The sequence below is a fragment of the Leeuwenhoekiella sp. LLG6367-2.1 genome, from assembly GCF_045055775.1.
GTDB classification, from domain to species: Bacteria; Bacteroidota; Bacteroidia; order Flavobacteriales; family Flavobacteriaceae; genus Leeuwenhoekiella; species Leeuwenhoekiella aequorea.
The window spans coordinates 725,838-752,049 of the sequence record NZ_CP159331.1 but is presented as its reverse complement, the minus strand read 5'-3'; the positions used below and the strand labels follow the sequence as shown (position 1 = coordinate 752,049).

The 26,212-nt window shown below is 37.1% G+C and carries 29 protein-coding genes; 27 read left to right on the top strand and 2 right to left on the bottom strand.

Annotated features, from left to right (window positions below; all coding sequences use genetic code 11):
* Positions 1 to 13 precede the first annotated feature (13 nt).
* The 25 genes from ABVM53_RS03425 to ABVM53_RS03305 all read left to right on the top strand — a co-directional run bounded on the left by ABVM53_RS03425 (position 14) and on the right by ABVM53_RS03305 (position 17,679).
* Positions 14 to 421, top strand: coding sequence for a hypothetical protein (locus ABVM53_RS03425; protein WP_405329508.1), 408 nt, complete (start codon positions 14 to 16; stop codon positions 419 to 421).
* A 26-nt stretch (positions 422 to 447) separates the two neighbouring features.
* Positions 448 to 708 carry a hypothetical protein gene (locus tag ABVM53_RS03420; protein ID WP_405329505.1) on the top strand — a complete coding sequence of 87 codons (261 nt, stop codon included), beginning with the start codon at positions 448 to 450 and terminating at the stop codon, positions 706 to 708.
* A gap of 1 nt (position 709) precedes the next feature.
* A complete protein-coding gene (locus ABVM53_RS03415; RefSeq protein ID WP_405329502.1) occupies positions 710 to 1,069 on the top strand; it encodes a hypothetical protein in 360 nt (119 codons plus the stop codon).
* A gap of 32 nt (positions 1,070 to 1,101) precedes the next feature.
* On the top strand, positions 1,102 to 1,290 hold the full coding sequence (locus ABVM53_RS03410; RefSeq protein ID WP_405329499.1) for a hypothetical protein: 189 nt from the start codon (positions 1,102 to 1,104) through the stop codon (positions 1,288 to 1,290).
* A gap of 2 nt (positions 1,291 to 1,292) precedes the next feature.
* Positions 1,293 to 1,559 (top strand): hypothetical protein, encoded by a 267-nt coding sequence (locus ABVM53_RS03405; protein WP_405329496.1) that lies wholly within the window; start codon positions 1,293 to 1,295, stop codon positions 1,557 to 1,559.
* 478 nt (positions 1,560 to 2,037) lie between these two features.
* Complete coding sequence (locus ABVM53_RS03400; protein ID WP_405329493.1) at positions 2,038 to 3,204, top strand: phage portal protein; 1,167 nt, start codon at positions 2,038 to 2,040, stop codon at positions 3,202 to 3,204.
* A complete protein-coding gene (locus tag ABVM53_RS03395) occupies positions 3,197 to 3,841 on the top strand; it encodes an HK97 family phage prohead protease (RefSeq protein ID WP_405329490.1) in 645 nt (214 codons plus the stop codon). Before ABVM53_RS03400 ends, ABVM53_RS03395 begins: the two co-directional genes overlap by 8 nt.
* A 3-nt stretch (positions 3,842 to 3,844) precedes the next feature.
* The gene (locus tag ABVM53_RS03390; protein WP_405329487.1) at positions 3,845 to 5,146 is read left to right on the top strand and encodes a phage major capsid protein; all 1,302 of its coding nucleotides are present in this window, start codon (positions 3,845 to 3,847) and stop codon (positions 5,144 to 5,146) included.
* A 9-nt stretch (positions 5,147 to 5,155) separates the two neighbouring features.
* Positions 5,156 to 5,380, top strand: coding sequence for a hypothetical protein (locus ABVM53_RS03385; RefSeq protein ID WP_405329484.1), 225 nt, complete (start codon positions 5,156 to 5,158; stop codon positions 5,378 to 5,380).
* Between the two features lie 3 nt (positions 5,381 to 5,383).
* The gene (locus ABVM53_RS03380; protein WP_405329481.1) at positions 5,384 to 5,941 is read left to right on the top strand and encodes a head-tail connector protein; all 558 of its coding nucleotides are present in this window, start codon (positions 5,384 to 5,386) and stop codon (positions 5,939 to 5,941) included.
* Complete coding sequence (locus tag ABVM53_RS03375; protein ID WP_405329478.1) at positions 5,934 to 6,281, top strand: head-tail adaptor protein; 348 nt, start codon at positions 5,934 to 5,936, stop codon at positions 6,279 to 6,281. The genes ABVM53_RS03380 and ABVM53_RS03375 overlap by 8 nt, the downstream gene beginning before the upstream one ends.
* On the top strand, positions 6,274 to 6,750 hold the full coding sequence (locus ABVM53_RS03370; RefSeq protein WP_405329475.1) for an HK97-gp10 family putative phage morphogenesis protein: 477 nt from the start codon (positions 6,274 to 6,276) through the stop codon (positions 6,748 to 6,750). Before ABVM53_RS03375 ends, ABVM53_RS03370 begins: the two co-directional genes overlap by 8 nt.
* 2 nt (positions 6,751 to 6,752) lie before the next feature.
* Complete coding sequence (locus tag ABVM53_RS03365; protein WP_405329472.1) at positions 6,753 to 7,109, top strand: hypothetical protein; 357 nt, start codon at positions 6,753 to 6,755, stop codon at positions 7,107 to 7,109.
* A gap of 1 nt (position 7,110) precedes the next feature.
* Positions 7,111 to 7,530 carry a phage tail tube protein gene (locus tag ABVM53_RS03360; protein ID WP_405329469.1) on the top strand — a complete coding sequence of 140 codons (420 nt, stop codon included), beginning with the start codon at positions 7,111 to 7,113 and terminating at the stop codon, positions 7,528 to 7,530.
* Positions 7,530 to 7,898, top strand: a complete 369-nt coding sequence (locus ABVM53_RS03355) for a hypothetical protein (protein ID WP_405329466.1) — start codon at positions 7,530 to 7,532, stop codon at positions 7,896 to 7,898. Before ABVM53_RS03360 ends, ABVM53_RS03355 begins: the two co-directional genes overlap by 1 nt.
* A 32-nt stretch (positions 7,899 to 7,930) precedes the next feature.
* Positions 7,931 to 8,221, top strand: a complete 291-nt coding sequence (locus tag ABVM53_RS03350) for a hypothetical protein (RefSeq protein WP_405329463.1) — start codon at positions 7,931 to 7,933, stop codon at positions 8,219 to 8,221.
* A 6-nt stretch (positions 8,222 to 8,227) separates the two neighbouring features.
* Positions 8,228 to 10,477, top strand: coding sequence for a hypothetical protein (locus ABVM53_RS03345; protein WP_405329460.1), 2,250 nt, complete (start codon positions 8,228 to 8,230; stop codon positions 10,475 to 10,477).
* A complete protein-coding gene (locus ABVM53_RS03340) occupies positions 10,477 to 12,732 on the top strand; it encodes a hypothetical protein (RefSeq protein WP_405329457.1) in 2,256 nt (751 codons plus the stop codon). The genes ABVM53_RS03345 and ABVM53_RS03340 overlap by 1 nt, the downstream gene beginning before the upstream one ends.
* Complete coding sequence (locus ABVM53_RS03335) at positions 12,719 to 12,940, top strand: hypothetical protein (protein WP_405329454.1); 222 nt, start codon at positions 12,719 to 12,721, stop codon at positions 12,938 to 12,940. Before ABVM53_RS03340 ends, ABVM53_RS03335 begins: the two co-directional genes overlap by 14 nt.
* A 2-nt stretch (positions 12,941 to 12,942) precedes the next feature.
* Positions 12,943 to 15,129, top strand: coding sequence for a hypothetical protein (locus ABVM53_RS03330; protein ID WP_405329452.1), 2,187 nt, complete (start codon positions 12,943 to 12,945; stop codon positions 15,127 to 15,129).
* 66 nt (positions 15,130 to 15,195) lie between these two features.
* Positions 15,196 to 15,609, top strand: a complete 414-nt coding sequence (locus ABVM53_RS03325) for a hypothetical protein (protein ID WP_405329449.1) — start codon at positions 15,196 to 15,198, stop codon at positions 15,607 to 15,609.
* Positions 15,606 to 15,971, top strand: coding sequence for a hypothetical protein (locus ABVM53_RS03320; protein ID WP_405329447.1), 366 nt, complete (start codon positions 15,606 to 15,608; stop codon positions 15,969 to 15,971). The genes ABVM53_RS03325 and ABVM53_RS03320 overlap by 4 nt, the downstream gene beginning before the upstream one ends.
* Positions 15,972 to 15,992: 21 nt before the next feature.
* Positions 15,993 to 16,523 (top strand): N-acetylmuramoyl-L-alanine amidase, encoded by a 531-nt coding sequence (locus ABVM53_RS03315; RefSeq protein WP_405329444.1) that lies wholly within the window; start codon positions 15,993 to 15,995, stop codon positions 16,521 to 16,523.
* Positions 16,520 to 17,131: a hypothetical protein gene (locus ABVM53_RS03310; protein WP_405329441.1), complete on the top strand. Its 612-nt coding sequence runs from the start codon at positions 16,520 to 16,522 to the stop codon at positions 17,129 to 17,131. Before ABVM53_RS03315 ends, ABVM53_RS03310 begins: the two co-directional genes overlap by 4 nt.
* Positions 17,131 to 17,679 carry a hypothetical protein gene (locus ABVM53_RS03305; protein WP_405329439.1) on the top strand — a complete coding sequence of 183 codons (549 nt, stop codon included), beginning with the start codon at positions 17,131 to 17,133 and terminating at the stop codon, positions 17,677 to 17,679. Before ABVM53_RS03310 ends, ABVM53_RS03305 begins: the two co-directional genes overlap by 1 nt.
* Before the next feature lie 161 nt (positions 17,680 to 17,840).
* Here the strand turns inward: ABVM53_RS03305 and murF are convergent, their stop codons facing one another.
* Both murF and gldJ read right to left on the bottom strand, forming a co-directional pair.
* Positions 17,841 to 19,133, bottom strand: coding sequence for a UDP-N-acetylmuramoyl-tripeptide--D-alanyl-D-alanine ligase (gene murF, locus ABVM53_RS03300; protein ID WP_405329436.1), 1,293 nt, complete (start codon positions 19,131 to 19,133; stop codon positions 17,841 to 17,843).
* A 76-nt stretch (positions 19,134 to 19,209) separates the two neighbouring features.
* A complete protein-coding gene (gldJ, locus tag ABVM53_RS03295; RefSeq protein WP_405329433.1) occupies positions 19,210 to 20,904 on the bottom strand; it encodes a gliding motility lipoprotein GldJ in 1,695 nt (564 codons plus the stop codon).
* Between the two features lie 212 nt (positions 20,905 to 21,116).
* On the opposite strand from gldJ, the gene porU reads away from it, so the two are divergent.
* Both porU and porV read left to right on the top strand, forming a co-directional pair.
* Positions 21,117 to 24,989 (top strand): type IX secretion system sortase PorU, encoded by a 3,873-nt coding sequence (gene porU / locus ABVM53_RS03290; RefSeq protein ID WP_405329430.1) that lies wholly within the window; start codon positions 21,117 to 21,119, stop codon positions 24,987 to 24,989.
* 38 nt (positions 24,990 to 25,027) lie between these two features.
* Complete coding sequence (gene porV / locus ABVM53_RS03285) at positions 25,028 to 26,185, top strand: type IX secretion system outer membrane channel protein PorV (protein WP_405329427.1); 1,158 nt, start codon at positions 25,028 to 25,030, stop codon at positions 26,183 to 26,185.
* Positions 26,186 to 26,212: the final 27 nt, after the last annotated feature.

The window sequence follows — 26,212 nt, the reverse complement described above, 5'->3', positions numbered from 1 at the left end:
CAACTTAATAATTATGAATTATCAAAATTTAATACCAGGTCAAAAAGTTTTTTTTAAGAAAGAAAATATTCCAATGGAGTTAATTGCTCGCACAGATAGGTATGCTGTAGTAGTTCGAAATATAGATATAGAAGAGGATTATGAATTAATTTATTTTGAAGTTGAAAGAGGTGCGTATTACGATACGCAGGAGGCTTTTGAAGCTATAAAAGATTTCCCAGTTTATTCTTTGTTAGATTTTGAAACAGAAACCAGAGCCCCTTCAAATTTAATTTTTAATCCTTGGGATTTTTGGAGTAAAAATGATTGTGTTGAGTGTTTGAGGGAACTTGAAAAGGCAACACATCAGTTGTCAACTCGAAACGGCGAAAAATTAATAATAGATTGGGATAGGACTTCTAATATAAAATCTAACGTTTAAAATCTAATCACAAAAACCCTCAACTTATGCCAATTATAACACCAGAAAAATTAGCAGAAATGCAGCGTCAAAGCGCAGAGCTTCGCAGTCAGTATGAGTTAGCGCGCACTATAGGTACACGTGAAGGTTTCTTTCAGCGTTATTTTAAATTGTTGCCTACCAGCCGTACTCAAGTAGAAGCCTTTAACCAGGTTAATGAGGAGTATCTTGAAATTTTTGGAGAAACAAAATATCAGGAATACAACAGTTTTAGAAACTGCTGTAGTCGCTATCTAAAAAGTAAATAAAATGAAAATAATTTATATCGCGCATCCTGTTGCTTACCCTAATAAAGAAGAAAATTTGCAGGCAATTCGGGAAATTGTAAGAGATCTCAATTTAAGTCGTGCAGACATAGTTCCATTTGCACCCTATGTAACAGATTGTATGATGTTAGATGATACAGATCACAAGCAACGCAGCCGCGGAATTGCAAACAATATGGCATTACTTTCTAGAAATTTTGTTAATGAAATATGGTTATACGGTAACCGTATAAGTGCAGGAATGTGGCAGGAAATAGAAATTGCGATGCAACTGGGTATTGCTATAAAATCTATGACTATTGCTACACAAGCGCAACTGGATGAATTTATGAGTAATAATTGATCGCCATAACTTTAATTTTTAATACAAACTTTATGAAACAAACCTTAGCCATTTTTTTAACTATACTAATTCTATTTGTAGAAAGTCTTTTGTTAGAGATCGATTTTATAACTAAAAATCCCTTGCGTGTAGCTATTGTGGTTCTTTTATTTATAATTACAATATATATTGGCTTTCGATTTGTACAGGTGTTAAGCACGCAGAAGCCTCCAGAAAATTAATTATGGTGTATTATCGTTTTGCAAATTATTCAAGAGCAGCTATTGAAGATATTTTAAAACGCATAGGTAAAGTAAGATTTGAAAAATATATTGAAAACTCAGGCCAGCAGCGTCCTAAAAAACTGGCTAACTTTAGATTATTGTACGATGGGAAAATGTGTTCTGTAGAATATAAGTTTCCGCAGAATCAAGAATATTCTAGGCTTTTTTTAATTAAGGAGTATGAAATGCCAGAAGCTGGATGGGTTTGGGAGATGTATAAAAAATAATACTTATTTATATTTAAGTAATTGATATATTTGCAAACACATAACCCCTCAGTTGGAGCTGAAGGGTTAGTAATTTCCGGAGGCTGTGGTCATCCGGTAACCGTACTAAGTAGTTTCTAAGCTACTTTTTAGGATACATAATTTTAACAAAGAGGTAAATGGTGATTAAGCTAGCAGCAAAACCAAGAATCTCAGTAGTTAGATTTAGAATCCAATAATAATCACTTATCATTATTTTTAAAGCCGGGATGTATCTCGGCTTTTTTGTTTTTCCAAAAGTAAATACACTTAATCTGAAAAGTCGTTAATAACTCAAAATTTTCTAAAATACTTTAAACAATTAATAATCTGCATTGTAGCATTTTTTAAATATGCAACATTGTTACATAATAACCTTTTTAAACCCCAGTATGTTTACAACTCATAATTGAATTGAGTTAGAATGGGGATTCTTGACCAGGTATTTCAACCTTTAAGTTTGCGATCATCCACTACCGGTAAAACTACTGGTAGTGGTTTCCCATTTTGGGGTGCTCCCGTTACTAAAAGCGGTGCCCGTGTTAATGAAGCCAGTGCCCTTTCTATAGGTGCATTTTTTAACGCAGTAGATCTCTCCAGCAATGATATTGCTAAACTTCCTAAAGCTGTCTACCAGAAAACAGGCGATAAACTAGAGAAATTAACAGACCATCCGGTTCACTTTTTAATTTCAGAAGAACCTAACGCATTTACTACTCCCTATAATTTCTGGAAATACTTAGTCTATTGCGCTATTATTAAAAAAGACGGTTATGCATTTATCTCTAGAGATAGTGCTACAGGCCGCCCAGTTTCATTAATGCATTTGCCGCCTAACGAGGTGACACCACTTAAAGGTGCAGACAAAATGTATTACAGATACAAGGGCCAGATTATAGATGGTGACGATATGATTCACATTTTCTTTTGGTCAGACAATGGGTATAGCGGTCTTAATGTCATTCAATATGCGGCTAACGCTTTAGGTGTTGCTTTAGATGGTCAGAACTTTGTGGGTAATTCCTTCCGAGGTGTATCTGCTGGAGTGATGGAGACAGACCAGAAAGTAGATCCTAATGTCAAAAAAATATTAGAAGATGGATTCCGTAGTAAAATGTCTAAAGAAGGCGAACATAAAGTCGCTTTACTGGATGACGGTTTTAAATACAAAGGGATCAATATCACCCCTGCAGAAGCGCAGTGGATAGAAAGTGATAACCGCAGCATTATTGCGATATGCCAATTTTTAAACGTAGCTCCCCATAAGCTAAAGATGCTTGATAAAGCAAATTACAGTAACCTGCAATTAATGACGATAGAGCATCAGCAAGATAGTGTGATGCCTCGTACTGTTAATATCGAGCAAGAACTTAAGCGCAAACTCTTCACGACTTCTGAAAAAGCAAACCGCTATGTAAAATTTAATCTAAGATCTCAATTACGAGGTGACCAGAAAACCGAAGCTGAATACTTAACTAAGCTAATCAGCTCTAAAGTGATGACACCTAATGAGGCGCGAAAACTTCTTGAAATGAACCCTATGGAAGGTGGTGACGAATTACTACAGATGGTAAATATGCAAACAGATAAGCAGCTTGCTGCAGCTAAAAAGACAGGCGATGAGTAAAGAAAAAGATTACATCAAGTCTATGGATGACAATGCAGAGCGCAGATTTTTTGTAGCTCCTGTTACTATAGAAAAGCGCGCCGCAGAAGGTGAGCAAAAGTTTTATGAGATTGAAGGTTTTGCCGCAAAATACAATCAGCGTACAAATATAGGTTGGTTTGATGAGGAGATATTACCTGGTGCATTTGATGATGTTATGAATGATGACATTCGTTGCTTATTTAATCACAATCCTAACTTTATTTTGGCTCGTAGTGTAGATGGTAAAGGAACGCTAAAACTAGAGTTAACACCAGAGGGTTTAAAGTATAGATATACTACTCCTAACCGCAGTTTTGCCTTAGATCTTCAGGATGCAATTGAAGCTGGTGATGTATCACAAAGCTCCTTTGCTTTCCGGGCAAAAGAAGTAATCTGGGTAAGACCAGAAAACGAAAACGACAACGAGCTGCGCCAGATTAAAAAAATGGAACGCGTTTATGATGTGGCACCAGTTACCTATCCTGCATACCAGGACACTTCCGTAGCAAAAAGAGGATTTGACGCCTTAGAGCGTAACAATCCTGATAACGATAATGAGCAATCATCCGCAAAACTGACGGTCCGTGCAGCTCAATGTTTAACCTATAATTACTAAAAGATGAAGAAATCTGATGAATTAAAACAGGAGCGTCAGGCTTTAATTGATGCTCAAAACAATCTAGTAGAAAAAGCTCAGGGCGAAAAGCGCGAGTTTACTACTGAAGAAAACACAGCCTTTGACAAACGTCACGGTGAGATTGAAGATTTTAATGCTAAAATCACTCGCGCTGAAGCTGCTGAAAAATTACAGCTTGAGAAAGCAAAACGAACTGCTACTCCTGTACATACAGGTTTAGGTGACGGTGAGCAAAAAGAAGAGGAGCAAATTAAGAAGCGTGCCTCTATTTTAGTAGCTCTAAATGCAGTGCGTTCTGGTCTTCCTTTGACTGGTGCAGAAAAAGAAATGCACGAGTTGGGCGAATTAGAAAACAAACGTGCCAAAGTTGAATCTCCAGAAAATTCACTATTAACTATACCTATGTCAATGCTTCGTGCTACGGCTCAGACGGTATCTGAAGATGGTGGTGATTATGGTGGTCAATTAGTGCAAGATCAAGCTCCACGTGTGCAGATGCCATTTGCACCTTCATCTATTTTAGGTCAATTAGGTGTAACTCGTATGACTGGTCTTTCTGGGGGTAAAATACCTTTGCCAGTTGCTGAGAATTACGATTTTGCTTGGTTGGGTGAGACAGAAACAATTAACGTTCAAAAGAAAAAATTTGATGGTCCTGCTTTAGATCCTAAGCGATTAGGTGCAGCAGTAGAAATTTCAAATCGTCTTTTGATTCAGTCTTCTCCAGATGTAGAAGGTATGATACGCCAGTTAATTGCCAATGGTTACGATCGCGCTATTAATGCAGCTGCAATTAATGGTTCTGGAGCAGATAATCAGCCTACTGGTGTTTTAAATGCAGCGGGTGTTCAGGTTTCAACTATTACAGCAGGCGCAGCTCCTACTCGCAAATCTCTTTTAGAGTTAATGGGTCTTGTAGATACTGCAGATGCTACAGAAGAAAGTTTAGCATTCTTAATGACTAAGCTGTTACGTACAGATTTAATGGGTCGCCTTGCAGATGCGGGTAGTGGTCGTTACTTAATGAATACAAAGGATGAGCTTGCGGGTTATGCTGCATACGCTTCAAGTTTTGTACCTCAATTAGCTGGCGGTCTTCAACCACTTATTTACGGTGATTGGTCAAAATTATTTGTTGGTGAGTGGGGTTCACTATCTGTACTTACAGATCCTTATTCTGCTTCACTTTCAAACAGTGTGCGACTTGTGCTTAATGGTCACGCAGACGTTCAGATTGCGCAGCCTAAAGCTTTTGCGGTTAACAAATTTATGGATGTTTCATAATTAGAAAATATGGCAAAGAAGAAAACAGCTTCTAAGTCTTCTGCTAAGTTGGTAAAAATCACCGGTCCTGTGGCCGGTAGATTTTTACTTCCTTACAATATAGACCAGGAGGTATCACTAGAGACAAAACAGGCAGACGAACTCATAGAGACCGGCTACGCTGTTGATTTGGAAAATATAGAAGTTGTTGATGCAACCGATGTTTCCGCAGGATCAAACCCTTCAAAAAAATAAGCGATGCTTAATTACACGGTAGTAGAAGCGATAGTAGAGTCTATAGATTTAGTCACATTAGATGAAGTTAAAGATCATTTGAGGGTGTCTAAAGATATAGATCTTGAAGATGAGATCATTCAGGTTTATATAGAAGCTGCTGTAGATAGTGCTTCACAGTATATAGGTGCTCCTGTTAACAGTTCTACCGTTGTTATTAATGCTCCGTGTTACAGTAACAAAATTGTATTTCCGGTTAGACCGGTAACGGCAATTACCAGCATTAACTATGCAAATAAGGAAGGTGTTAATACGCCTCTTGAGGCTGCTGAGTACAAAGCGGTTAATTACCGGCACGAGAATAAGGTGATTCTTTTAAATGCTTTTGATACGCAGCCAGATAATGAAGAAGCAATTACTATCACTGTACAATGCGGTTACACAGCAGAAACGCTACCCGGCAGCATAAGACGGGCGATACTTCTAGAGATTGCAGATATGTACACTTATAGAGAAGATCGTAAAGAAATTACTAATAAAGCAAGTGAAGCGGCACTAAGGCCCTACAGAATATATGGCTAGTAATACAAACTTTCCTGCAACTGGCGAACTAAGAACGCCAATATCCTTTTTCGAGGTGGCCGGTGGTCGTAATTCGATAAAAGAGCAGGTAGATGTATTTACACCACTAGTTACTCTTTACGCAAAGCGTGACGATGTAAGTGGCTCTGAAGCTTTACAAGATGGTACGGTGATCGCCTTGCAGGTGCGCCGCTACTATATACGCTTTCGTCAAGATTTATATGTCAAAGGCACAAAAAAAATGATAATTGAAGACAACGGCATAAAGTGGAATATTCACTATATGGGTGTTTTAGGAGATAACCAGTTCATTGAGTTAAAGTGCGGTAAACGTGAGTAATCGGGTAGATATAAATGTAGAAGGCTTTGAAGAATTAAGAGCAAAGCTTAAACAACTACCAGATAAAGTTAAAGGTCGTGAGATTGAGAAAATAATGAGGCGTGTTGCAAGGCCTACATTATTAGCTGCACGGCAACAGGCGCCTACCGGTAAAACCAAAGCACTTAAAAAAAGAATTAGTATTACTCGCATACGGTATCGAGATGCAGCAATGGCAGGGGTAAAGGTAACCCCTTCACGCAAAAAAGCATTTTACGCACACTTCGTAGAGTACGGTCATAATGTTAACCGTAAAGGATTTAAGCGTAAACACCGTAAAGGTGCAAATGCAGGCGGTGCGATAGGTAAAACAAAAGCAAACCCGTTTATGGATCGGGCGCGTACGTCAACCGTTCCGGGAGCAATAGAAAAGGCTAGAAAAGCTCTGGCAAAATATGTACAAACAGCGATTGATCGCTTAAGTAAATAAAAATGGTAGCAGCATTACAAACAGCATTAGCAATATTGGAAGACGTGCCACAACTGGGACCTTTTGTAGATAATATTTACCCACTGTATGCAGAAGAAGGTGTGGAGGGTTTGTACATCACTTATAAGGTTGATGAGAATGCAACAGCTACAAAAAGCGGAGTTACACAAGACCGATTAACTGTAGCGGTATTTGATACTAATTATCTACACGCAGCAGAGTTAGCAGATCACATAAAAGATTTTTTTACAGCAGATAAAAGAGCAGGAAACTTCTTTCACGAGGCTACTGCTAGCGATTATACCGAAGACTTAAAAGAAGCCTTCGTAATAGTAAGTTTCACATTTAAACATAAATAAAATGGCAAATAATGTAAGTGGTGTGCTTAGGCTCACTTTTGACGGTAAAAATTACTTCCACGAAACAGAGGCGTCGATATCTTTTAGCACAACATTTAAAGATCGTGTGACTAAAGATACTGATGGTGAGGAATCTGCTCCGGATATTAAGCGATGGACTGCTTCTGGTGGTGGTTTGGTACTTCACGAGGTAGATGACGCTTTGAAAAACGCCTTGTTTGAAGATCTTTTTGATAAATGGATTGGTGATGTTGTGGTTGATGTGCAATTTACTACTAATGCATCTGGTCAAACAGCTTATCAAGGAAAAGCTTGGATAGAAAGTCTTGAAATGAATAGCAATGCTAGTGAAGATCCTTCAGCTACTTGGAGTCTTAAAGGTATAGCATTGCCTGAAAAAATTATAGTACCAGCAGTATAATGAACGGAAGCAACATACAAATTAACGGCCATAAATACCCGGTAGTTTTTAACTACAAAACCTTTAAGCTATTAGGGAAGCGATGGGGGTTGCCGGGTATTAATGACGTTATGCAAAAGATAGCAGCTCTCGGTAGTATGCAAAATGCCACGTTTGAGCAATTTGACCAGTTTGGTGAATTGGTGCTAGTAGGCATTGAGGCTGCGGGTGAAGTTTTTGACGGTGATATTGACGATCTGGTAAACGCGGTTATGTTAGATCCTGATACGCGTGACAGTTTTATGCAGGAGCTTGAAGATAGTTTTTCTGATAAAAAAAAACAGACATCCAAGCCAAAAGCGAATCCAGCGAGCCGCAAGAAGAAATAAGTTGGGATGACCTTGAGCAAGTTGCTTATAAGGTGTTGAAGTTATTGCCATCACAATTCTATTCATTGACACCGCGCCAGTTTAGCAATCTTATACAAGCTGCTGGCGAATTGTTTGAATCTGAATATAAGCAAGAATGGGAAATTGCTCGCTACCAGGCATATTATACGCTTAAGCCGTATTTAGCAAAAGCAGACCAGACAAAACCCATTAAAGATATTATTGCCCTACCGTGGGAAGTGGTTCAAAAACCAAAACTCATAACTGAAAATAAAGAACGTGCCGCTAACTTTTGGGAGCGTGCAGATAAAGCTAAAATCTAAAACTAAATGGCATCATTTGCATCTGTAGCGATTAAATTTTCAGCTGATCTAAGTAGCTTTAGTTCTGGTGTTCAGAATGCGACTCGTACAATGGACCAGGCGGGTAAAAAGATGCAGAATATTGGTAAGCAGATGAGCCTTGCTATTACTGCTCCATTGGTAGGTTTAGGTACTTTAGCGGTTAAGAATTTTGATATACAGGCAAAAGCAATTGCGCAAGTTGAGCAGGGTTTAAAAACTACCGAAAATCAAGTAGGTAAAACTAGTGCTGAACTACAAAAAATGGCTTCAGATCTGCAAAACACATCGTTGTTTGGTGACGAGGCTATTCTTAAAGATGTTACTGCGCAGCTTCTAACATTTACAAATATTGCCGGTACTCAGTTTGAGCGTACGCAACAAGCTGCACTGGATCTCGCAACGCGTTTAGATGGGGATTTAAAAAGTGCATCTATTCAATTAGGTAAGGCGTTAAACGATCCTGTTGCTAATCTTTCAGCTTTAAGCCGTTCTGGTATTCAATTTTCCGAAGATCAAAAGAAAACCATTAATGCGCTGGTTGAAACAAACCGTCTGGCAGATGCGCAAACCATTATACTTGACGAACTGCAAAAGCAATACGGTGGTTCTGCAAAGGCTGCAGCAGATGCAGGAACTGGAGCTTTTAAGCAGCTTAGTAATTCTATAGGTGACTTAACAGAATCATTTGGTCAGATAATCGCGGAAGGTTTAAGGCCTTTTATAGATCGCTTAAAAGGTGTAGTGCAAGTAATTGAAAAACTCTCACCAGAAACTAAAAAACTAATCGTAGTAGTCGCAGCATTTGCAGCTTCTTTAGGCCCTGTGTTAATTATTACAGGAACATTAATTCGTAATATTTCTACAGTAATACCGCTTATTACACGTCTAGGTGTAGTGCTAGCTGCTAACCCTTACACGGCTGCTGCGCTTGCAATTGCGGCTATTGCAACGGCTTTTTATGTATTTAATGATAATGCGAAAGAGGCAATAAAAGTACAAAGTACATTGTCTCAAGTTTCAGACACGGCTGCAAAAAGCATAGCATCAGAAAAGGCTAGACTAGAGGAATTATTATTTACTGCTCGTGATGAGAAGTTAGCAAAAGAGCAGCGTCTTAAGGCGATACAGGAGCTTAATAAAATATCGCCAAAATATCTGGGTGACTTAACGATTGAAACGATCAATACAAATGCTGCTCGTGAAGCTATTGAAAAGTACAATGCGGAGCTTTTAAGAACTGCAACAATAAAGGCGGCTCAAGAAAAATTAACGGCATTACAAGCTAAGTTGATCGATGAAGAACTTGCGCAAAGTAAAGGGCGGCGAGATCTTCAAAAAGAAATAAATGAATTGTCTAAAAGTAGTAATCAGGCAGATTTTGATAAGCTGCAATTACTAAAGAAAATTCAAAACCAGAATACACAAGTAGGTGGTATAAGTAAAAAATTACAGGAAGACCGTATTGCAGGCATAAAAGCTGAAACACAGGAACTTCTTGAGCTTATAAAAAGTAATGGTATTTATACAGATACAATTGTAAATACACCTAAGCCTAAAGGTATTGAAGGGCGTAGGAAAGTAACAACTGTTAATACTATAAAAACCGAAGGAGCAAATATATTAAGTCCGTTAGATGCATTAGTAGCAAAGCTTCCTACTCAAGAAAAGATAATATCTGAGACTACTGGTCGTATAACTGGTGATTTTGAATACATATATGCAGTTGCAAATTCAGTAGGTGATGCTGTAGGTGATGCGTTTGAGCTACTAGGAAATAATGTGGCTAAAGGATTAGGTTTAGCGAGCGATGGTTTTGAAGGTTTTGTAGGTGGCTTATTTTCTACCATCACAAAGCTTATAAGTTTGATGCTTGCATCTTCTATATCGCAATCTATTGCGGGTGCTACGGCATCTGGAACTGCAACGGGGCCAGCTGCAGTGTTTACAACTCCAGCGTTTATTGCTACAGCTGTAGGGGGTGTATTATCTGCTTTTGCAGCTATACCCAAATTTGCTACTGGTGGTATAGTACCAGGTAACTTGACTTCTGGTGACCGCACATTAATACGTGCAAATGCGGGTGAGTTAATTCTTAATGCAGCGCAACAAAATAATCTTGCGCGTCAATTAGGTGGTGGTTCTGGTTCTACAGTAGGGCGTTTAACTACAAAAATTAGCGGTAAAGATTTGCAGATTGTACTAGACCGCGAAGCGAAATCTAACAAACGTAGATAATGCAAGATATACAGAGCATACAAATACAAGTAATAGACACGTACGACACTACGAGTGCTGCACCTGTGTATGAATTTGAATATGCAGAACGTGATAGTCTTATATTTTCTGCAGAAGCAGGTGATAACAAACATCATACTTTATATAAAACCAATCTTAGTTTTTCGTTTGAAGTTAGTGATCGTAGTGAAGCAAAATATAAAGATTTATTTACCGGTGATGAGCAGCGTTACCTGGTGCGTATTGTAGATAACTACAATGTGATTCACTGGACAGGCTTTTTATTACCAGATCAGCAAAACGAGCCTTATACAAGCGGGGTGTTTTATGTGAACTTTACAGCTACAGATGGTTTGCAATCCCTTAACGGAAAGGAATTAAGTATAGATTTTTACAGAGATGTAAAAACAATACCTCAAATACTGGGTGCTTGTCTTGCACAAACAGGTCAAAATTTACCAGTTGCAATTGCTCCTGGCGTTTATAATCAGTTTGCATCAGATAACTATGATTACTTTTTATACAATACAAAGAACTGGGAGGATAATATTATTTCGACTTTAGAAGTTCTTGAAAATGTTCTCGCTTCTTTAGATGCGTTTGTAGTTCAATATCGCCAGAAGTGGTATGTCGTTGGTCACAACTTAATGGCGAAGCAGTTTATTGACTGCAAGGTTTATGATCTTAATGGGGTATTTATAGAAAATCACACGCTAGGTCGTGCAATACGTTCTATAATATTTGAAGATCCTGCAACTGTAAGTTTGGTTGCGCCTTATAAAAAAGTGATTGTAGATGCAGATGTGTCTATCAATGAAGATCTGGTTAATGAAATTGAGGTTAAGCCAGAACATTACATTTGGTTTACAAATGAACCGAGATTAGATCCAGTGAATTGGATTTCTGTTGGCCCTAAACTGCAAGGTACATTGTCGCCCGGTGCACAACTATATCAAGATAATGCTTTAGAGAATTTCAGATTTCATAATAAGAATGAATTTATAGCAGGTGCAAATCCACCTTCAGAGCCTAAAAAGCTTAACCCAAATTTTGTAACCATTCCTACTTATAGTGTAAATATGGAGGTTACTGAAGTGCAATCACTTGCTAATTATATCGAGCTTCCGTCATTTGCTTATGTGAAAAAGAATTTTAAATCACTCTTAATGTCATTAACTACACGAGTGATTGTGTATTCAGATTTTGCAGATAATTACAGTGAGAAGGAAAATGAGAATTTTTATTATGACGCTGGGTCTAGGTGTGAGATACTGCTTAATGGATCTGTTGTATTTAGCACCTTTAGAGATCACCCTACATTAAACGTTACCAAAACAGTAGTAGGACCTACAGTAAGTGAATTTTCTTCAATTAGATATTTAGATTTTGAAATTAATCTAACAGATTTTAGGGTTCAAGAAAGTGGGTATCTGAGTTTGCGAGTTTATTTGCCTAAACAAAAATATTCAAATGATGCTGTAGGATGGTTTGTGCTTAAAGACTTCAGTTTAAACCTTAAGAAAAGCTATTCAGAGAGCCTTGTAATTAATAGACCTATACCTTTTACATCTGTATATGATACGAGTTTAAGTATTATTTCTTCAGAAACAAACATTACTACAGATCAGCTGTACCTCGATACATCTGTACCTCCTAAAACTGAAATCTCAATCTATTTTACTCGAGAATTAATTGACGGTAAAGTACATTTTGTTTTAACGCGTTCTGCATATCATAATCTGTTAAAGTATAAAGATTACCTCTATTTAAAATTGAGTTTAGATGCGGAGTACACCCCATTAGATATATCAGAGTTTGATTTTGGTTCTGAAGTCAATGCATCAAATACTGCGGTACGCTATTTTTTTACACTCGTAGATATTTTTGAAGACTTTAATGATTACCCATTTGCTTCAATTAAAATTATAGAACAAAGTGAGTATTTAAAGAGGCAGCCTATACCGTTAGTCAAGGCGCGTGAACAATGGTTAAAATCTGAAGGTGATGTACTTGAGCCGCGTAGCTTAGTAAAATGCTTAGCAGAAAACTATATGGATCGCTACGCTAGGCCTCAATTTACTTTTGAGGGTCACGCATTTGAGATTTACAATCCCTTGGATATTATAAAACAACAATTTGACGGTGAGCGTTTTTTTATACCCCTGCGTATTACTAATAATTTACACGCAGGCGAATGTGATTTGTTTATGATTGAAAATACAATAGAAAGTTTGCAAGACTATGAATATAGATAGTAAAACTAAACATCTAGTAGAATCTGGGGTAAAGCAAATAGTTTTCCCTGGGTATTGTAAGAAGGTTGCTTTTTTAGGAAGTAGTGGTATATCTGGAAGTAGTGGGAAGCTTGTTAACACTGTAACCTATGTGTGTCTTGGTGAGCCTATTCTAGGAAGCTCAGAAATTTTAGGGAGTTCAAAATTACGTATAACATCAACTATATAATAATGGGATTAAAACCAATAAAAAACGGATACGAAATAGGAGATCCTAATGCAGATTCTGTATTTGAGATATTAAATGCAGTCAAAGATAATTTCACTTATATAGAAAGTATCCTGAATGGTGTAGGCTCCTTTGGACCCATCACCCCTGCAACTGCATCAACATTTAATGTAGATGGTTTTGCCACTGCAGCAACTGCAGGAAACTATGTATTTGCACCAGGCACTGCTAATGAAATAACCATCAATGTTACTTCTGAAGAACTTAAAAATGCTGTAGTTAAAATAGATAAGAAGGGAGCGGCATATACTAAACAAGTTATTGATTTGGGGTTTACTAACATTGAGACTACCGATGCAATAACCCTTGAAAGTGAAGAAGCGGCGACTTCAAGAGGTGTATTCGGTTTCATTAAAGGTAACGCAAACGGAACAGAGAAAAAGGAATTAACTTTTGGTCCTTCAACAATAGCGACGACGACTTTAACTGCTGACAGAGCGTATTTTTCTGATGTGCCTGTAACGGAGACAGGGGTTGTTAAAAATGTTAAATTATATTCACCAGCGAACTCCGTTTTAAGTATTAAAAGGTATTCTATAGGTGCCACAGCAAATGATTATGTTTATCAAAATGAATTAGAAGTAAATATTGTAGCGGGATATAATGATATAACAGGATTAAATTTTAATGTAGTTCAGGGGGATATAATCGCGTACTACACACCTGTGAAATTATACTCAGGGAGCAATGGATTTATAGGTATTAGGGGTAAATCTGGGTATTTGGATAACACAACAAATCTTACTAAAGATTCTTTGAGTTATGCTGCTTTAAATATTCAAATACAAATGGTTATCGAATATGACAAACCGGTTTTTGTTGATGGATTACTTTCTCAAAATTTCGATAAAACTGCTGAAGAAAAATGGTCAAATGATAAATCTACTGCGGAGTATGTTAAAAAAGAACTTGCAAAAAATACTCCTCTTAAAACCGTAACCGATATAGTTATGGTTATAGATTACGGTCAATCCCTTGCAAATAATACAAATGCAGGAGCGTCAACCTTTGCAGCGCCTTTGCCTTACGTTATTAATACTTCAGGGGTAAATGTGAACTTACAAGATATGAGTAGTGGCTGGGCTGAAATGTTCTATGAACTAGGCAAAGAATATGGTGTGCTTCCTATTGATTTTAAGATAATGGTTGACAGAGCTGGAGCAGGCGGGAAAGCTATATTGCAACTTAACAAAGGAACTTCTTATTACAATGATTTTATAGCCAAAATAATAGCAGGTAAAGCTTATGCTGATTCATTAAATAAAACCTTTTCAGTTTTTGTTAATTGGACTCAAGGAGAAGAGGAGTATAGATGCGGAGGTAATCCCTCGCTTTATGGTTCAGGGCTTTGGATCGCTACAGATTACCATTTAAAAATTAAGCAATTAATAAAAGATATTAATGATGATCTTAAAGATGTTTTAGATCAACCATTTCCAGTAACATTAACCTGCGATCAAGTAGGTTCACACAATGCTTATTATAGATACCCTACTATAGCACACCAGCAGCTGAAAGCTTCTATAGAAGATCCTAATATTATTTTGGCTAAGACAATGTATGATCTCGATTATAATGCGGGAGATTATGCTCATGCTCCTTCCAAATCCTATCGTAATATGGGTAATCATTATGGGCTTGCTGCGTTTAAAACCGTTGTTTTAGGTCAGAAACATTATCCTGTATTCCCTACTAAACTAACAATAATAGGCAATGAAGGGTATTTAAAATTTCATGTAGATGAAAAACCCTTACAATTTGATGTTGATCTAATTGCGCCACTTCCCGACGGTAATTTTGGAATAGATCTTTTAAATGTTCAGAATGAAACAACAGGAACATTAGGTACAATTGAAAAATCTAGTGTTTCGGTTGTTAGCGTTGAATTAGTTAAAGACGATGTAGTTAAAATAACATTTAGCGCGCCCCCTCCAAGCGGTCATAGGCTAACGTATGGTGTTAATGGTAGTATGTGGCAGGATATTGACGGAACAGGAAGCGGAGCAGTTACAGGGCGTACATTAGGCGCGCGAGGTAATTTAAGAGATAGTCGAAATTATTTTAATAAAGTTGACAACTACTTCTATCTGCACAATTTTGCACCATTATTTGAAATAGTAATTCCGTAAAACCAATATCTAATAAACCCTAAGCAAATGATAATCTGGCAATCCATAATTGAAAAAAATAATTAAATGAAACCCATAACCGCCTTTTTATTTCTATTCAGCTTTTCGTGGAATTACCTGCTATATGCGGGTACTTCTACGCTTGTTGAGTACAAGCTAGATGCCACGATTTTGAAGTTTATGATTTTGGGTTTGGTTGTGCCTCCAGTTGCTGTTTATATGCTTATACGAGATGAGAATACACAGAACCCAAATCGATGGGATATAGGGATCACCATTTTACTATCTGCAGTATTTGTGTGGATGGGTTATGAGCTGCACCACTCGTTTGAGTTTCCCTTAGCAATAGGATTGCTTGTTTCGTTTGTAACAGGTTTAGGAAGTTTAAAACTAGCGATCACCATAAGAGATAGTGGTATCAAAGCGATTGTAGAAATATTTTCAGAAGTTAAGAATTGGGCTAAAAACAAATTGCAATGAAAAAAGATTTTTTTAGCATCCTGCAAGATACGCTCGTGGAACTACCAGAAGGATTGCATATGGCAGCCTTTGCGCTTCTACTAATGTTATACGCTTTTCTTTGTTTTGGCTTCTGGATGGAACGCCGGAAACACAAGCGGCACGTGAAGGTCTATTTTGTGATTCGTACCAGTTTAATAATGCTGTATATGTTTATGAAAGCTAGTGATTCAGGCTTTGGAATGTTTGACTTGTTCCTGCCTCTTTACATCACGTGTTGGATAGATGGCCTTATTGTAATTAAAGGCTTCACCTTTTACCGCTGTGAAAATCTTAAAGATGCATTTAGACGAATGACAAATTTTAATACGTACAGGAAGTAAAATCCTTTTAATAAAATCATTATGAAAATAGCAGTTGTAATAGGTCACGAGCCAAAAAGTAAAGGAGCTTTTTCGCCATATTTGGGAATGAGTGAGTATGATTATAATAGTGAAGTTGTCAAACACTTACCTGAAGATATAGCTATCTACAGACGTAAGGCGGGAGTTGGCTACCAAAAGCAAATGCGTTTACTCGCAGATGAGATGGACCCAGAGAAGTTTGATCTGGTTATAGAATTGCATTTTAATGCAGCAAACAACTTGGCTCACGGTTGTGAAGCACTTATATACAAGAAAAATGCAAGAAGCAGAATGTTTGGCGGTTTGTTTTGTAGAAATATCACTAAAGCTTACGGTACACGTGACCGTGGTGTAAAAGAACTTGAAGTGCCTAGTGACCGTGGTTTTTACTTTGTGTATTACCAAAGTGCTAATGCGCTTATTTTGGAGCCGTTTTTTGGAGATAATCCAGAAGCTAAGAAGTTTCTAGATCCTAAAAAATACGCTTGCATTATTGAAACTACAATTAATGATTATATGGCTGTACTATGAGAAAGCACACACTACTACGTTATATAGCCAGAATCACATTGCTAATTATTCTAGCCGGCTTATTTTCAATAGCAGTTTCTTGCAAATCAAAGCAAAAAGCTACGGAACGCTATAAAAATACAACTGCTTATGATTATGATAATAGTCTGAAAGAAACAGTGCAGAATAACCTGGTAAAAGATTATGTAGCTACGCGTAAAACGGAGATAGACTGGTCTTCTATCACAAAAAGTACCCACGCAAAGCCAATAGATCCTAATAAAAAGGCATCAGTTACTTATGGTAAGGATATAAATGGAAACCCACAAATAATACTAGAAAATGCGGAGATTACTACAACGGACCAACAGGAACAAAAAAAGGAAACCACGCAAGATTCTACCGGAACAAAAGAAGTTGATCAGGGTAAAAAAGAAACTGACTTTAACCAGACAGGCAGCGGACAAACATTAGAATCCGGTCGTAACTCTAATTCAGAGACAGAAGGGTTAAATTTTTGGGTAGCTGCAGGAATAGGTCTGGCATTATTTGTACTCCTTATATTGGCCGTAATTAAAGTCTATTTGAATAGGGTTTCAATTTTGGCAAAAATTAAAAAGTTTATCTAATGTTCATTAAACGCAGATTCACAATAGATTCAGAATGGATCGCTGGGGAAAATTTCTCATTAAGCTTTAAGCTTATTGCAGGCATCGCCTATGCAAGTGACTATACAGTGCTATTAATTGATTCATTGACATCATCTGTATTAAAAACATATGTTATTGCACCTGTAGGTGATCAAATCACTTGGTCGCCAGTTATTGCAGATCTTGAGGGTTTAGAAGTGGTGCGTTTTGAAGTGACTCCTACGGTATTAACCGCGGCAAATGCTGTTCATTTTAGTGGTATTATACGTGTGGTTGCTGGTGCAGATGTTCAGAATCTCGATGCACAAATAGAAGTTAGTGGCTCTCATATCGAAGCTCAAGAAATCGTTTTTTCATCTGGTAGATATGCTAGTCAAACACCAGTAGCTTTCAAGCCTGTTATTACTCCGGTAGATCCTAATAATTTAGAATTGACTGCAGACGATGGTACGAGATGGAGGTTAAGTGTTTCTACGGGTGGTGAGGCTTTTTTTGATCCAGTTGAAACGGTTCCGCCTGGTGCTTAGTTTCCGATTAGTTTACGAAAAACATAAAATAATTGTGTAAGTTACTGAAAATAAGTGTTTAATAATTAATTAATTATTGGTTCGAATCCAATATATCCCACAAATAAGGGCAATTTTATTTTCGATAAAATTGCCCTTATTTTAATCTTATATGTTTTTCATCAATGGGCTAGGAGATCTAAAATTCCTTCTAAGCGCATTCCCCGGGAACCTTTGATTAAAATGGTTGCTTTAGGTAGTAAGTAATTTATAGGTTCTGGAATTCCTTTTTGTTCCAGATCTTTTAGGTTTTTATATTTATAATAGGTGGTTTCCGTTTTGTGAAAATTTTCTCCTATAAAAATGATATGAGCTAAATCTAAGTTTTTAGCTAAGTCAATAATTGTCTGATGCTCTATTGCAGCTCGCTCTCCCAATTCAAACATATCTCCTAAAAATGCAACTTTTGGAGTAGTTTCTAATCCTGCCAAATTATATAGAGCGGCCTCCATACTTGAAGGGTTTGCGTTATAAGCATCGAGAATAATTGTCTGTTCTTCCCTGTTAATTATTTGAGATCTGTTGTTAGCGGGTATGTAAGATTCTATTGCGTCAATAATATCTTTTGTTTCAATTTTAAAGTATTTACCAATGGCCGCTGCCGCAGCAATATTTACGGTGTTGTATTGACCAATTAGATTACTCTGTAGCTGTTCACCGTCAAGTATTAAATTTGCATAGGGATTAGCAGGTCCGTAGTTAAACTGAATTGTTGCTTCTGCATGTTGACTAAAGGAATATGTGTGGGTCTCGTCAACTTTACTTTTCTGAATAGGATCGTCTAAATTCAAAAATAAGGTGCCCTTGTGACCTATGAGATAGGTGTAGAGTTCGCTTTTACCTTTAACCACACCTTCTATGCTTCCGAAGCCTTCAAGATGCGCTTTTCCAAAATTTGTTATATAACCAAAATCTGGAGCTACAATGTCTGTAAGTAATTCAATCTCTCCAATGTGATTAGCGCCCATTTCTATAATACCAAATTCTGTAGTGGAAGTCATAGACAATAGGGTGAGTGGTACACCTATATGATTATTTAAATTTCCTACAGTTGCAACAGTCTTGAATTTTTTTGATAATACGGAATGAATTAACTCTTTGGTAGTGGTTTTACCATTGCTTCCTGTTAATGCTAAAATAGGTATGTCTAAATGCTTTCTGTGTGTATGTGCAAGATCCTGTAGAGATTTAAGCACGTCCTCCACAAGAATAATGCGTTCATCATTTGTATGAAATTCTTCTTCATCAATTACTGCATATGAAGCACCTGAGTTTAAGGCTTCTTGTGCAAAACTATTCCCATTAAAATTTTCTCCTTTTAAAGCAAAGAATAGTTTACCCTTTTCGATTTTACGGGTGTCTGTAGTAACTCCTGTACTTTCTAGGAATAAAGTATATAGATCTGTCGTACTCATAATTATCAGGTAAAAAAAATGCCCAAAGCGAATCGCAATGGGCATTAAAATTAAGATTTATATCTGTAGATACTAATTAGTTTCTAGGAGTTTTATTTTTAGTCGCTTTAGAACCTACGCGGGACATTGCATTTCTAAAACCTATATCATCTGTAGCCATAGATTGTGGTAAATATCTGCGTTGTGCAGGATCTAACCAGTATTCTCTATCTCTCCAAGATCCACCTTTATAAACACGTACTTCATCATCAATTAATGTGGTACGGTCATTTGCTTTATCATATTCTTTATTCATACCGTTTTCTCCGGCAGAAATTTTATTGATTGGTGAATCATACATTCTGTCATTTGCAGAAGCATCAGAAAAACTTTGATAATATCTAGATGATTGTTTGTCACCATCTCTAAAATTACGGTTGTCACTATCGGAAAACTGGGTTCTTAGATAGGTATCATCTTCTGTAACCGGAACTTGAAGAATTTCTCCTGGTAAGTTACGAGCAACAATTTTACCATTGTCAAGTGTGTCAAAAACAATGTCTGCAGTTGTAAGAACTTTTACGGTTCCATCTTCATTTATAGCGTTTTTAGTATAAACGTTACCACGGTAGTAGTTAAAGTCGTTATACTCATCATCTACTATAGGTCTGTAAACATCAGCAACCCACTCAGAAACGTTACCGGCCATATCATAAAGACCGTAATCATTAGGCTCATAAGATTTGATCTCTGCAGTTATGTCTGCATTGTCATCAGACCATCCTGCAATACCACCATAGTCACCATCGCCCTGTTTAAAGTTTGCTAACTGATCACCTCGAGTTTTACGATTACCAGATCTGGTATATGCACCATCCCAAGGGTATTTTTTTCTTCCGCGATAAGCGTTATATTCTCTAATTCCTACAAGGCCTAAAGCAGCATATTCCCACTCCGCTTCTGTAGGTAGGCGGTATTTTGTAGTAGAAATAATACCATCCTTCATTTGTACATAAATATCTTTAGCTTCAACACTACCTCCCGGATTGTTAGGGTTAGATTTTGGAGTGTTTGCTTTTTCTCGTTGTGCAGAAGCTCTTCCTCCCCGTATTACATCATCTTGACCGCCATAAGTAAGGCTAGGTGATTGTAAATACGTGTAGGTGTCAAAAGTAGATTCTGCATCCACATTATATTTAGCTCCCTTTTGAGTATAACCTTCTTCCTCTAGTACAAATTCATTGTATCTATTTGTTCTCCAGTTACCAAACTCAACTGCCTGAATCCAGCTCACACCTACTACAGGGTATCTGGCATATGCAGGATGACGTAAATAATTTTCAGTCATTGTCTCGTTAAATCCAAGACGGTTACGCCATACCAAAGTATCTGGTAATGCACCATAATAGATGTTGCGGTAATTAGCTTCTTCTGGAGGGAAAACCTTTTTTAAATAATCGAGATACTCTAAGTACATTAAGTTAGTAACCTCAGTTTCATCCATATAGAATGATTGAACGTGCTGCTGATTTGGAGTGTTATTCCAGTCGTGCATAACATCATCCTGAACCTGACCCATTGTAAAAGTTCCGCCTTCTATAAAAACTAAGCCCGGTGCAGCTTCCTGCTCTTTGTAGTCTGTATTAGCTTGGAAACCTCCATCTCTGTCATTAATACTCCAGCCGGTAGCTCTGGAGCTGTTTTTGTAGTCTCTGCCTTTACCTCCACAACTTGTTAATAGCATTGCGATGAGGCTGAAGCTTAGCGATTTAAGCACAAGATTCCTATTCATAGGTGTAAATTCTTTAAGCAAAATTTGGGACTGCAATATAATATAAAGCAGTCAAATTGCAATAAAATAATAAGTTATGCAAATTACTAAGTCTATTAATACAGTGAGTTAGCTTATTTTAAACGAAAAATACCACGCTTTAGTATATCTAATGATCTTTCACTTTTTTGTGGTATTTCTTACTTACTTTGCATGCTATTCTTACTTGATAAATGAGGACTTATATATTTACTACTTTTCTTTTATTTATAACATCAGTTTTTTTTGCACAACAAAAAGAGTTTAGTATTAATTGGGAAGAATCTGTAAATGTTTCTACCTCAGATAAGACTTATTATGTGCCTGGTTTTAATAACCAATATTTTAGCTTTTCTCCGGTATACGGTATTAAATATTCTAATAGGTGGGAAGTAAAATCGGGATTGTCACCTAGTAGTGTCAAATTTACGCCGCTCGTTACAAATACTATATCTATACAAGACTTAAAAGATCTACCATTAGATGCTTTACCTACATCTCCTCAATTTGATTCTAGGACCTCTATCTCTCGTGGAAAACCTAATTTTGAATTCAGCTTTTCACCTGTTTATTATGCAAACAATCAAGTATATAAGATTGAGCGATTTAGAATAGAATATGCCGATGGGCGATCTTCAAGTAATTTTATATCTTCAATTCAAGCTGCCGATAATTCTGTACTGTCTTCCGGAGATATTTATAAATTTTCTGTAGATAAAACCGGGATTTTTAAGTTAGATAAACGGTTTTTAGAATCGCTGGGAATGAATGTTCGAAGCATTAACCCACAAAATTTAAAAATTTATGGGAATGGTGGCGCAATGCTCCCATTACGGAATAAGGATAATCAATTTTTTGATCCTCAAGAGAATGCGATACGTGTTGTAGGAGAGGCTGATGGTCGTTTTGATGATGAAGATTATATTTTATTCTACGCCGAAGGTTCGCTGGGGTTTAATGCTGAAAGCTTAACCCATATTAATACATATACAGATAAGTCCTATTATTTTATTACCGCATCAGGTGGTGCCGGATTGCGTGTGCAGGAGCAGCAACAGTCGATTGAAGCTGCAGCTAGTGTTATTAATACTTTTGATGACTATCAGTTTTATGAAGTAAATGAGCGTAATTTACTGAACTTAGGCAGGCGCTGGTTTGGTGAACGCTTTGATGTAATAAATGAACAGAATTTTGAATTTAATTTTCCCAATCGGGTAGTTTCTGAACCCATTGATATTCGATTATACGTCGCAGCTATTTCAGAATCGCCTACTGTTTTTACTGCATCGGTTAATGGAAATCAATTTGCAAACCTTCCTTTACTAGCTATCAATGAGTCAATTCTCGCTCGCGGGACTGCGTATGATAGTTATAGATTTCCAGATGCTAATCCTAGGATTCAGGTAAATGGCGATCAACTTAATGTGCAAATAAATTACTTAAATAATGGAAATCCTTCAAGTACGGGTTTTCTAGATTTTATTGCTATTGGCGCAGAACGGAAACTTCAAGGAACAGGGGAGCAGTTTAGCTTTGCAAATAATAGTGTGATTAACGCGGCGGGTGTGGGCAAATATGAAATAGCGAACGCTGCTACAATTTCAGAAGTTTGGGAAGTGACCAATAAAGCGGCAGTAACTTCGGTTTCTAATAAAGAAGGTTTGTCCATCTTCAGTTTTAAGTCAAGGTTAGGTGTCTCACGTAAATTTGTGGCTCTAGATGCTCAGGATTTTTACGTGCCGCAACAGGTAAGTCAAAATGCATTAATTCAGAATCAAAATATTAAAGGTTCTGTGCTCGCAGCGCGTAGTGCTATAGATTACTTAATGATTACTTCAGATTTGCTGCGACCACAAGCAGAACGATTGGCAAACCACAACAGAAATTTTAGAGGATTAAATGTGAAAGTAGTTTCACTAGAGGAAATCTACAACGAATTTAGCTCTGGCAATCCCGATATTGGAGGTATACGTAATTTAATACGCTATGTTTATGAAAGCGAATCATCTCCCGAGGAGCGCTTAAAATATGTTTGTTTGTTTGGTGATACTTCGTTTGATTATAAAGATAGAATTTCAAATAACAATAATATTGTACCCACTTTCAATACCTATTTCAGCTTTTCTCAGTCACAATCCTATATGACTGATGATTATTTTGGATCATTAGATCCAGAAGAGGGAATTATTGAGAATGGAAGTCCGGTAGGTAATGGAGGTGCAGATCGTTTAGATGTAGCAGTAGGGAGAATACTCGCAGATACCCCGCAATTGGCAAATAGCGTAGTCGATAAAATCATAAGTTATGATTCGCAAACTGCATTGGGGAGATGGCGTAATAACTTTTTACTCGTATCTGATGATGTTGATTTACCCTGGGAATTTGAGGAGCTAGAATCTACAATTGATGCATTAGGGGATCAAATTCAAATAGAAAAGCCTTTTATAAATGTAAAAAAAATTCATAGCGATAGTTATGTTCAGCAAGCATCTGCGGGCGGTAACAGATACCCTGAGGTAAATGAAGACATTGTGAACGAACTTGAGGCAGGTGTGCTGGTAATGGCTTATTTAGGTCACGGTGGGGAAAATACATTAGCTTCAGAATTCATATTTACCAGAGATAATGCAAAAGCATTAAATAACCCAGATAGGCTTCCGTTGATTGTAACAGTAACTTGTGAGTTTACTCGATTTGATAATCCCAACCGTACGGCAGCAGGAGAAGAGTTATTCTGGAATTCTCAGGGTGGAGCCGTAGGCTTGGTCGCTACCACACGCGAAATTTCGGTACGCTTAGGGGTGAGTTTTAATCAGCAGTTAACCTCAGAGCTTTTCTCTTTTGGTACAAACGAGATAAAAAGTGTTGCTGAAAATCTTAGGGAAACAAAAAATCAGATCAATGATGATAATCGTAGAGTGATTTTTTTTATTGGAGATCCCGCTATGAAGTTGGGTTTTGCAAAACCAGATATTAGACTTACATCAATTAACGATACTCCATTAACTCAACAAATAGACACTTTAAAAGCCTTAAGTCGTGTGCGAATGGCCGGTGAGATTGTAGATGCGACTGGTAATCGACTAAGTGCATACTCTGGGGATTTATCTGCTACTGTATATGATAAATATGTTAATCGACAAACTTTAGGTAACGATGGAACCCGAAATGCAGCAGGAGAATTATTAATTCTCGACTTCAAATCCTTGGGTGCTGTCTTGTATAGAGGACAAGCTAGTGTGCAAAATGGAGTTTTTAATTTTGAATTTGTGGTTCCTAAAGATGCTTCAATTCCCATAGGTAATGGAAGGGTAAACTTCTACAGTAAGCGAACCGGTATTTTTGAAGATCAAGCTGGAGAGGATCAGCGTATTCTTGTAGGCGGACTAGACGAAGATGCACCAGAAGACAATGAGGGGCCTTTGATTAATTTATATATGAATGATGAGGGCTTTGTTAATGGAGGAATTACAAACACCTCACCTACATTATTGGTAAAGTTAGAAGATGAAAATGGTATAAATACCGCAAGTGGGATAGGTCATGATCTTATTGCGATCGTAGATGGTGATGAGGAAAACCCGATAATTCTAAATGATTTCTACGAAAGCGATATTGATAATTTTAATATAGGGAAGGCATTAAGAAAACTTAGAGATCTTGAGCCGGGAATGCATGTGGTTACAGTCATAGCTTGGGATACTTATAATAACTCTTCAACAGCCGATTTGCAGTTTATCGTTGCAGGAGATGATGAACTGAAGCTAGATCGGGTTTTAAATTATCCCAATCCATTTGTAAATTATACCGAGTTTTGGTTTAATCACAACCGCCCTTTTGAACCGTTAGAAGTGCAAGTGCAAATTTTCACGATTTCTGGTAAAGTGGTAAAAACCATACATCAATTGGTGAATACAACCGGGTTTTTATCAAGAGAAATAACATGGAACGGACTCGATGATTTTGGACAAAAAATAGGAAAAGGTGTGTATGTGTATAAGATTACTGTTAAATCTACGTTAACGAATAAGAAGGTTGAAAAAATTGAGAAATTAGTCATCCTGTAAGCATTTAAATATATATTTGTCAAAAAGCGCTACTTTAAATGAATAAATTACTACCCGTTCTACTTGTTATTGTAAGTGTTTTTCCTGCTGTAGGGCAGGAAGTAGAGGGACGACCTATTACTACAGGTGTTCCATTTTTAGCAATTGCTGCCGATGCGCGTTCTGCCGGAATGGGTGATCAAGGGGTCGCTACAAGTCCTGATGCCTACTCGCAACAATGGAATCCTGCGAAATATGCTTTTATAGAAAGACAACAGGGAGTTGGTTTCAATTATACCCCGTATTTAAGTCAGTTAGTAAATGACATTTTTTTAGGGCAGGTAACCTACTTTAATAGGATAAATGAGCGTAGTGCTTTTGCAGGAAGTATGCGGTATTTTAGTCTTGGTGAAATCGAAGCTGTAGATAACGAAAGTCAAATTGAAAACCCACTTATTTTAAGTCCGAACGAATTTACACTTGATCTATCATACGCTTTACGTCTGGGTGATCGTTTTTCGATGGCTGTAGCAGGACGTTATTTAAGAAGTAATTTAAAACTTCAGGTACAGGATGAAGACGCAAGTGCAGCTAGTTCCCTAGGAGTAGATATTGCAGGATTTTATCAATCAGAACAAATAGCGTATAATGATTTTGATGGAAGATGGAGAGGTGGTTTTAATATCTCTAACATAGGTCCTAAAATTAAATATGATGATGCGGGACAAGAGAATTTTATACCTACAAATCTTAGACTAGGTGGTGGTTTTGATTTTATTTTAGATGCGTATAATACTATAGGTATTGGTTTAGAATTTAATAAACTGCTGGTGCCATCGCCTCAGGATTTTAATGGAGATGGAGTTATAGATGGGTCAGATAATTCAGAGTATCAAAACATCGGGTTTTTGGAAGGTGTATTTCAATCTTTCGGGGATGCTCCTAATGGAATTAGTGAAGAGGTCAAAGAGGTTACTTGGTCTCTGGGAGCAGAATATAATTATGACAATGTATTTGCCTTTAGAGCAGGATATTTTAATGAAAGTGATTTAAAGGGAGCTCGTAAATTTGCTACTTTAGGATTAGGTTTTCAGTATTCTGCAGTAGATATTGATGTCTCTTATTTATTTTCTACAACACAAGTACGTAATCCATTAGAAAATACATTGCGGTTTGGGCTAACATTTAGTTTTGGAGATTCTTTTAGAGAATATTAAAACTACTGAAGAACCTAATCCCGCATC

What these genes read in the sequence shown, in the direction of transcription:
- ABVM53_RS03345 (WP_405329460.1), top strand. Translation starts at nt 8,228, where the DNA reads ATGGCATCATTTGCATCTGTAGCGATTAAATTTTCAGCTGATCTAAGT.
- ABVM53_RS03365 (WP_405329472.1), top strand. Translation starts at nt 6,753, where the DNA reads ATGGTAGCAGCATTACAAACAGCATTAGCAATATTGGAAGACGTGCCA.
- ABVM53_RS03325 (WP_405329449.1), top strand. Translation starts at nt 15,196, where the DNA reads ATGAAACCCATAACCGCCTTTTTATTTCTATTCAGCTTTTCGTGGAAT.
- ABVM53_RS03320 (WP_405329447.1), top strand. Translation starts at nt 15,606, where the DNA reads ATGAAAAAAGATTTTTTTAGCATCCTGCAAGATACGCTCGTGGAACTA.
- ABVM53_RS03380 (WP_405329481.1), top strand. Translation starts at nt 5,384, where the DNA reads ATGCTTAATTACACGGTAGTAGAAGCGATAGTAGAGTCTATAGATTTA.
- ABVM53_RS03395 (WP_405329490.1), top strand. Translation starts at nt 3,197, where the DNA reads ATGAGTAAAGAAAAAGATTACATCAAGTCTATGGATGACAATGCAGAG.
- ABVM53_RS03310 (WP_405329441.1), top strand. Translation starts at nt 16,520, where the DNA reads ATGAGAAAGCACACACTACTACGTTATATAGCCAGAATCACATTGCTA.
- ABVM53_RS03305 (WP_405329439.1), top strand. Translation starts at nt 17,131, where the DNA reads ATGTTCATTAAACGCAGATTCACAATAGATTCAGAATGGATCGCTGGG.
- ABVM53_RS03415 (WP_405329502.1), top strand. Translation starts at nt 710, where the DNA reads ATGAAAATAATTTATATCGCGCATCCTGTTGCTTACCCTAATAAAGAA.
- ABVM53_RS03385 (WP_405329484.1), top strand. Translation starts at nt 5,156, where the DNA reads ATGGCAAAGAAGAAAACAGCTTCTAAGTCTTCTGCTAAGTTGGTAAAA.
- ABVM53_RS03390 (WP_405329487.1), top strand. Translation starts at nt 3,845, where the DNA reads ATGAAGAAATCTGATGAATTAAAACAGGAGCGTCAGGCTTTAATTGAT.
- gldJ (WP_405329433.1), bottom strand. Translation starts at nt 20,904, where the DNA reads ATGAATAGGAATCTTGTGCTTAAATCGCTAAGCTTCAGCCTCATCGCA.
- porU (WP_405329430.1), top strand. Translation starts at nt 21,117, where the DNA reads ATGAGGACTTATATATTTACTACTTTTCTTTTATTTATAACATCAGTT.
- ABVM53_RS03420 (WP_405329505.1), top strand. Translation starts at nt 448, where the DNA reads ATGCCAATTATAACACCAGAAAAATTAGCAGAAATGCAGCGTCAAAGC.
- ABVM53_RS03360 (WP_405329469.1), top strand. Translation starts at nt 7,111, where the DNA reads ATGGCAAATAATGTAAGTGGTGTGCTTAGGCTCACTTTTGACGGTAAA.
- ABVM53_RS03330 (WP_405329452.1), top strand. Translation starts at nt 12,943, where the DNA reads ATGGGATTAAAACCAATAAAAAACGGATACGAAATAGGAGATCCTAAT.
- ABVM53_RS03335 (WP_405329454.1), top strand. Translation starts at nt 12,719, where the DNA reads ATGAATATAGATAGTAAAACTAAACATCTAGTAGAATCTGGGGTAAAG.
- murF (WP_405329436.1), bottom strand. Translation starts at nt 19,133, where the DNA reads ATGAGTACGACAGATCTATATACTTTATTCCTAGAAAGTACAGGAGTT.
- ABVM53_RS03425 (WP_405329508.1), top strand. Translation starts at nt 14, where the DNA reads ATGAATTATCAAAATTTAATACCAGGTCAAAAAGTTTTTTTTAAGAAA.
- ABVM53_RS03375 (WP_405329478.1), top strand. Translation starts at nt 5,934, where the DNA reads ATGGCTAGTAATACAAACTTTCCTGCAACTGGCGAACTAAGAACGCCA.
- ABVM53_RS03315 (WP_405329444.1), top strand. Translation starts at nt 15,993, where the DNA reads ATGAAAATAGCAGTTGTAATAGGTCACGAGCCAAAAAGTAAAGGAGCT.
- ABVM53_RS03410 (WP_405329499.1), top strand. Translation starts at nt 1,102, where the DNA reads ATGAAACAAACCTTAGCCATTTTTTTAACTATACTAATTCTATTTGTA.
- ABVM53_RS03340 (WP_405329457.1), top strand. Translation starts at nt 10,477, where the DNA reads ATGCAAGATATACAGAGCATACAAATACAAGTAATAGACACGTACGAC.
- ABVM53_RS03355 (WP_405329466.1), top strand. Translation starts at nt 7,530, where the DNA reads ATGAACGGAAGCAACATACAAATTAACGGCCATAAATACCCGGTAGTT.
- porV (WP_405329427.1), top strand. Translation starts at nt 25,028, where the DNA reads ATGAATAAATTACTACCCGTTCTACTTGTTATTGTAAGTGTTTTTCCT.
- ABVM53_RS03405 (WP_405329496.1), top strand. Translation starts at nt 1,293, where the DNA reads ATGGTGTATTATCGTTTTGCAAATTATTCAAGAGCAGCTATTGAAGAT.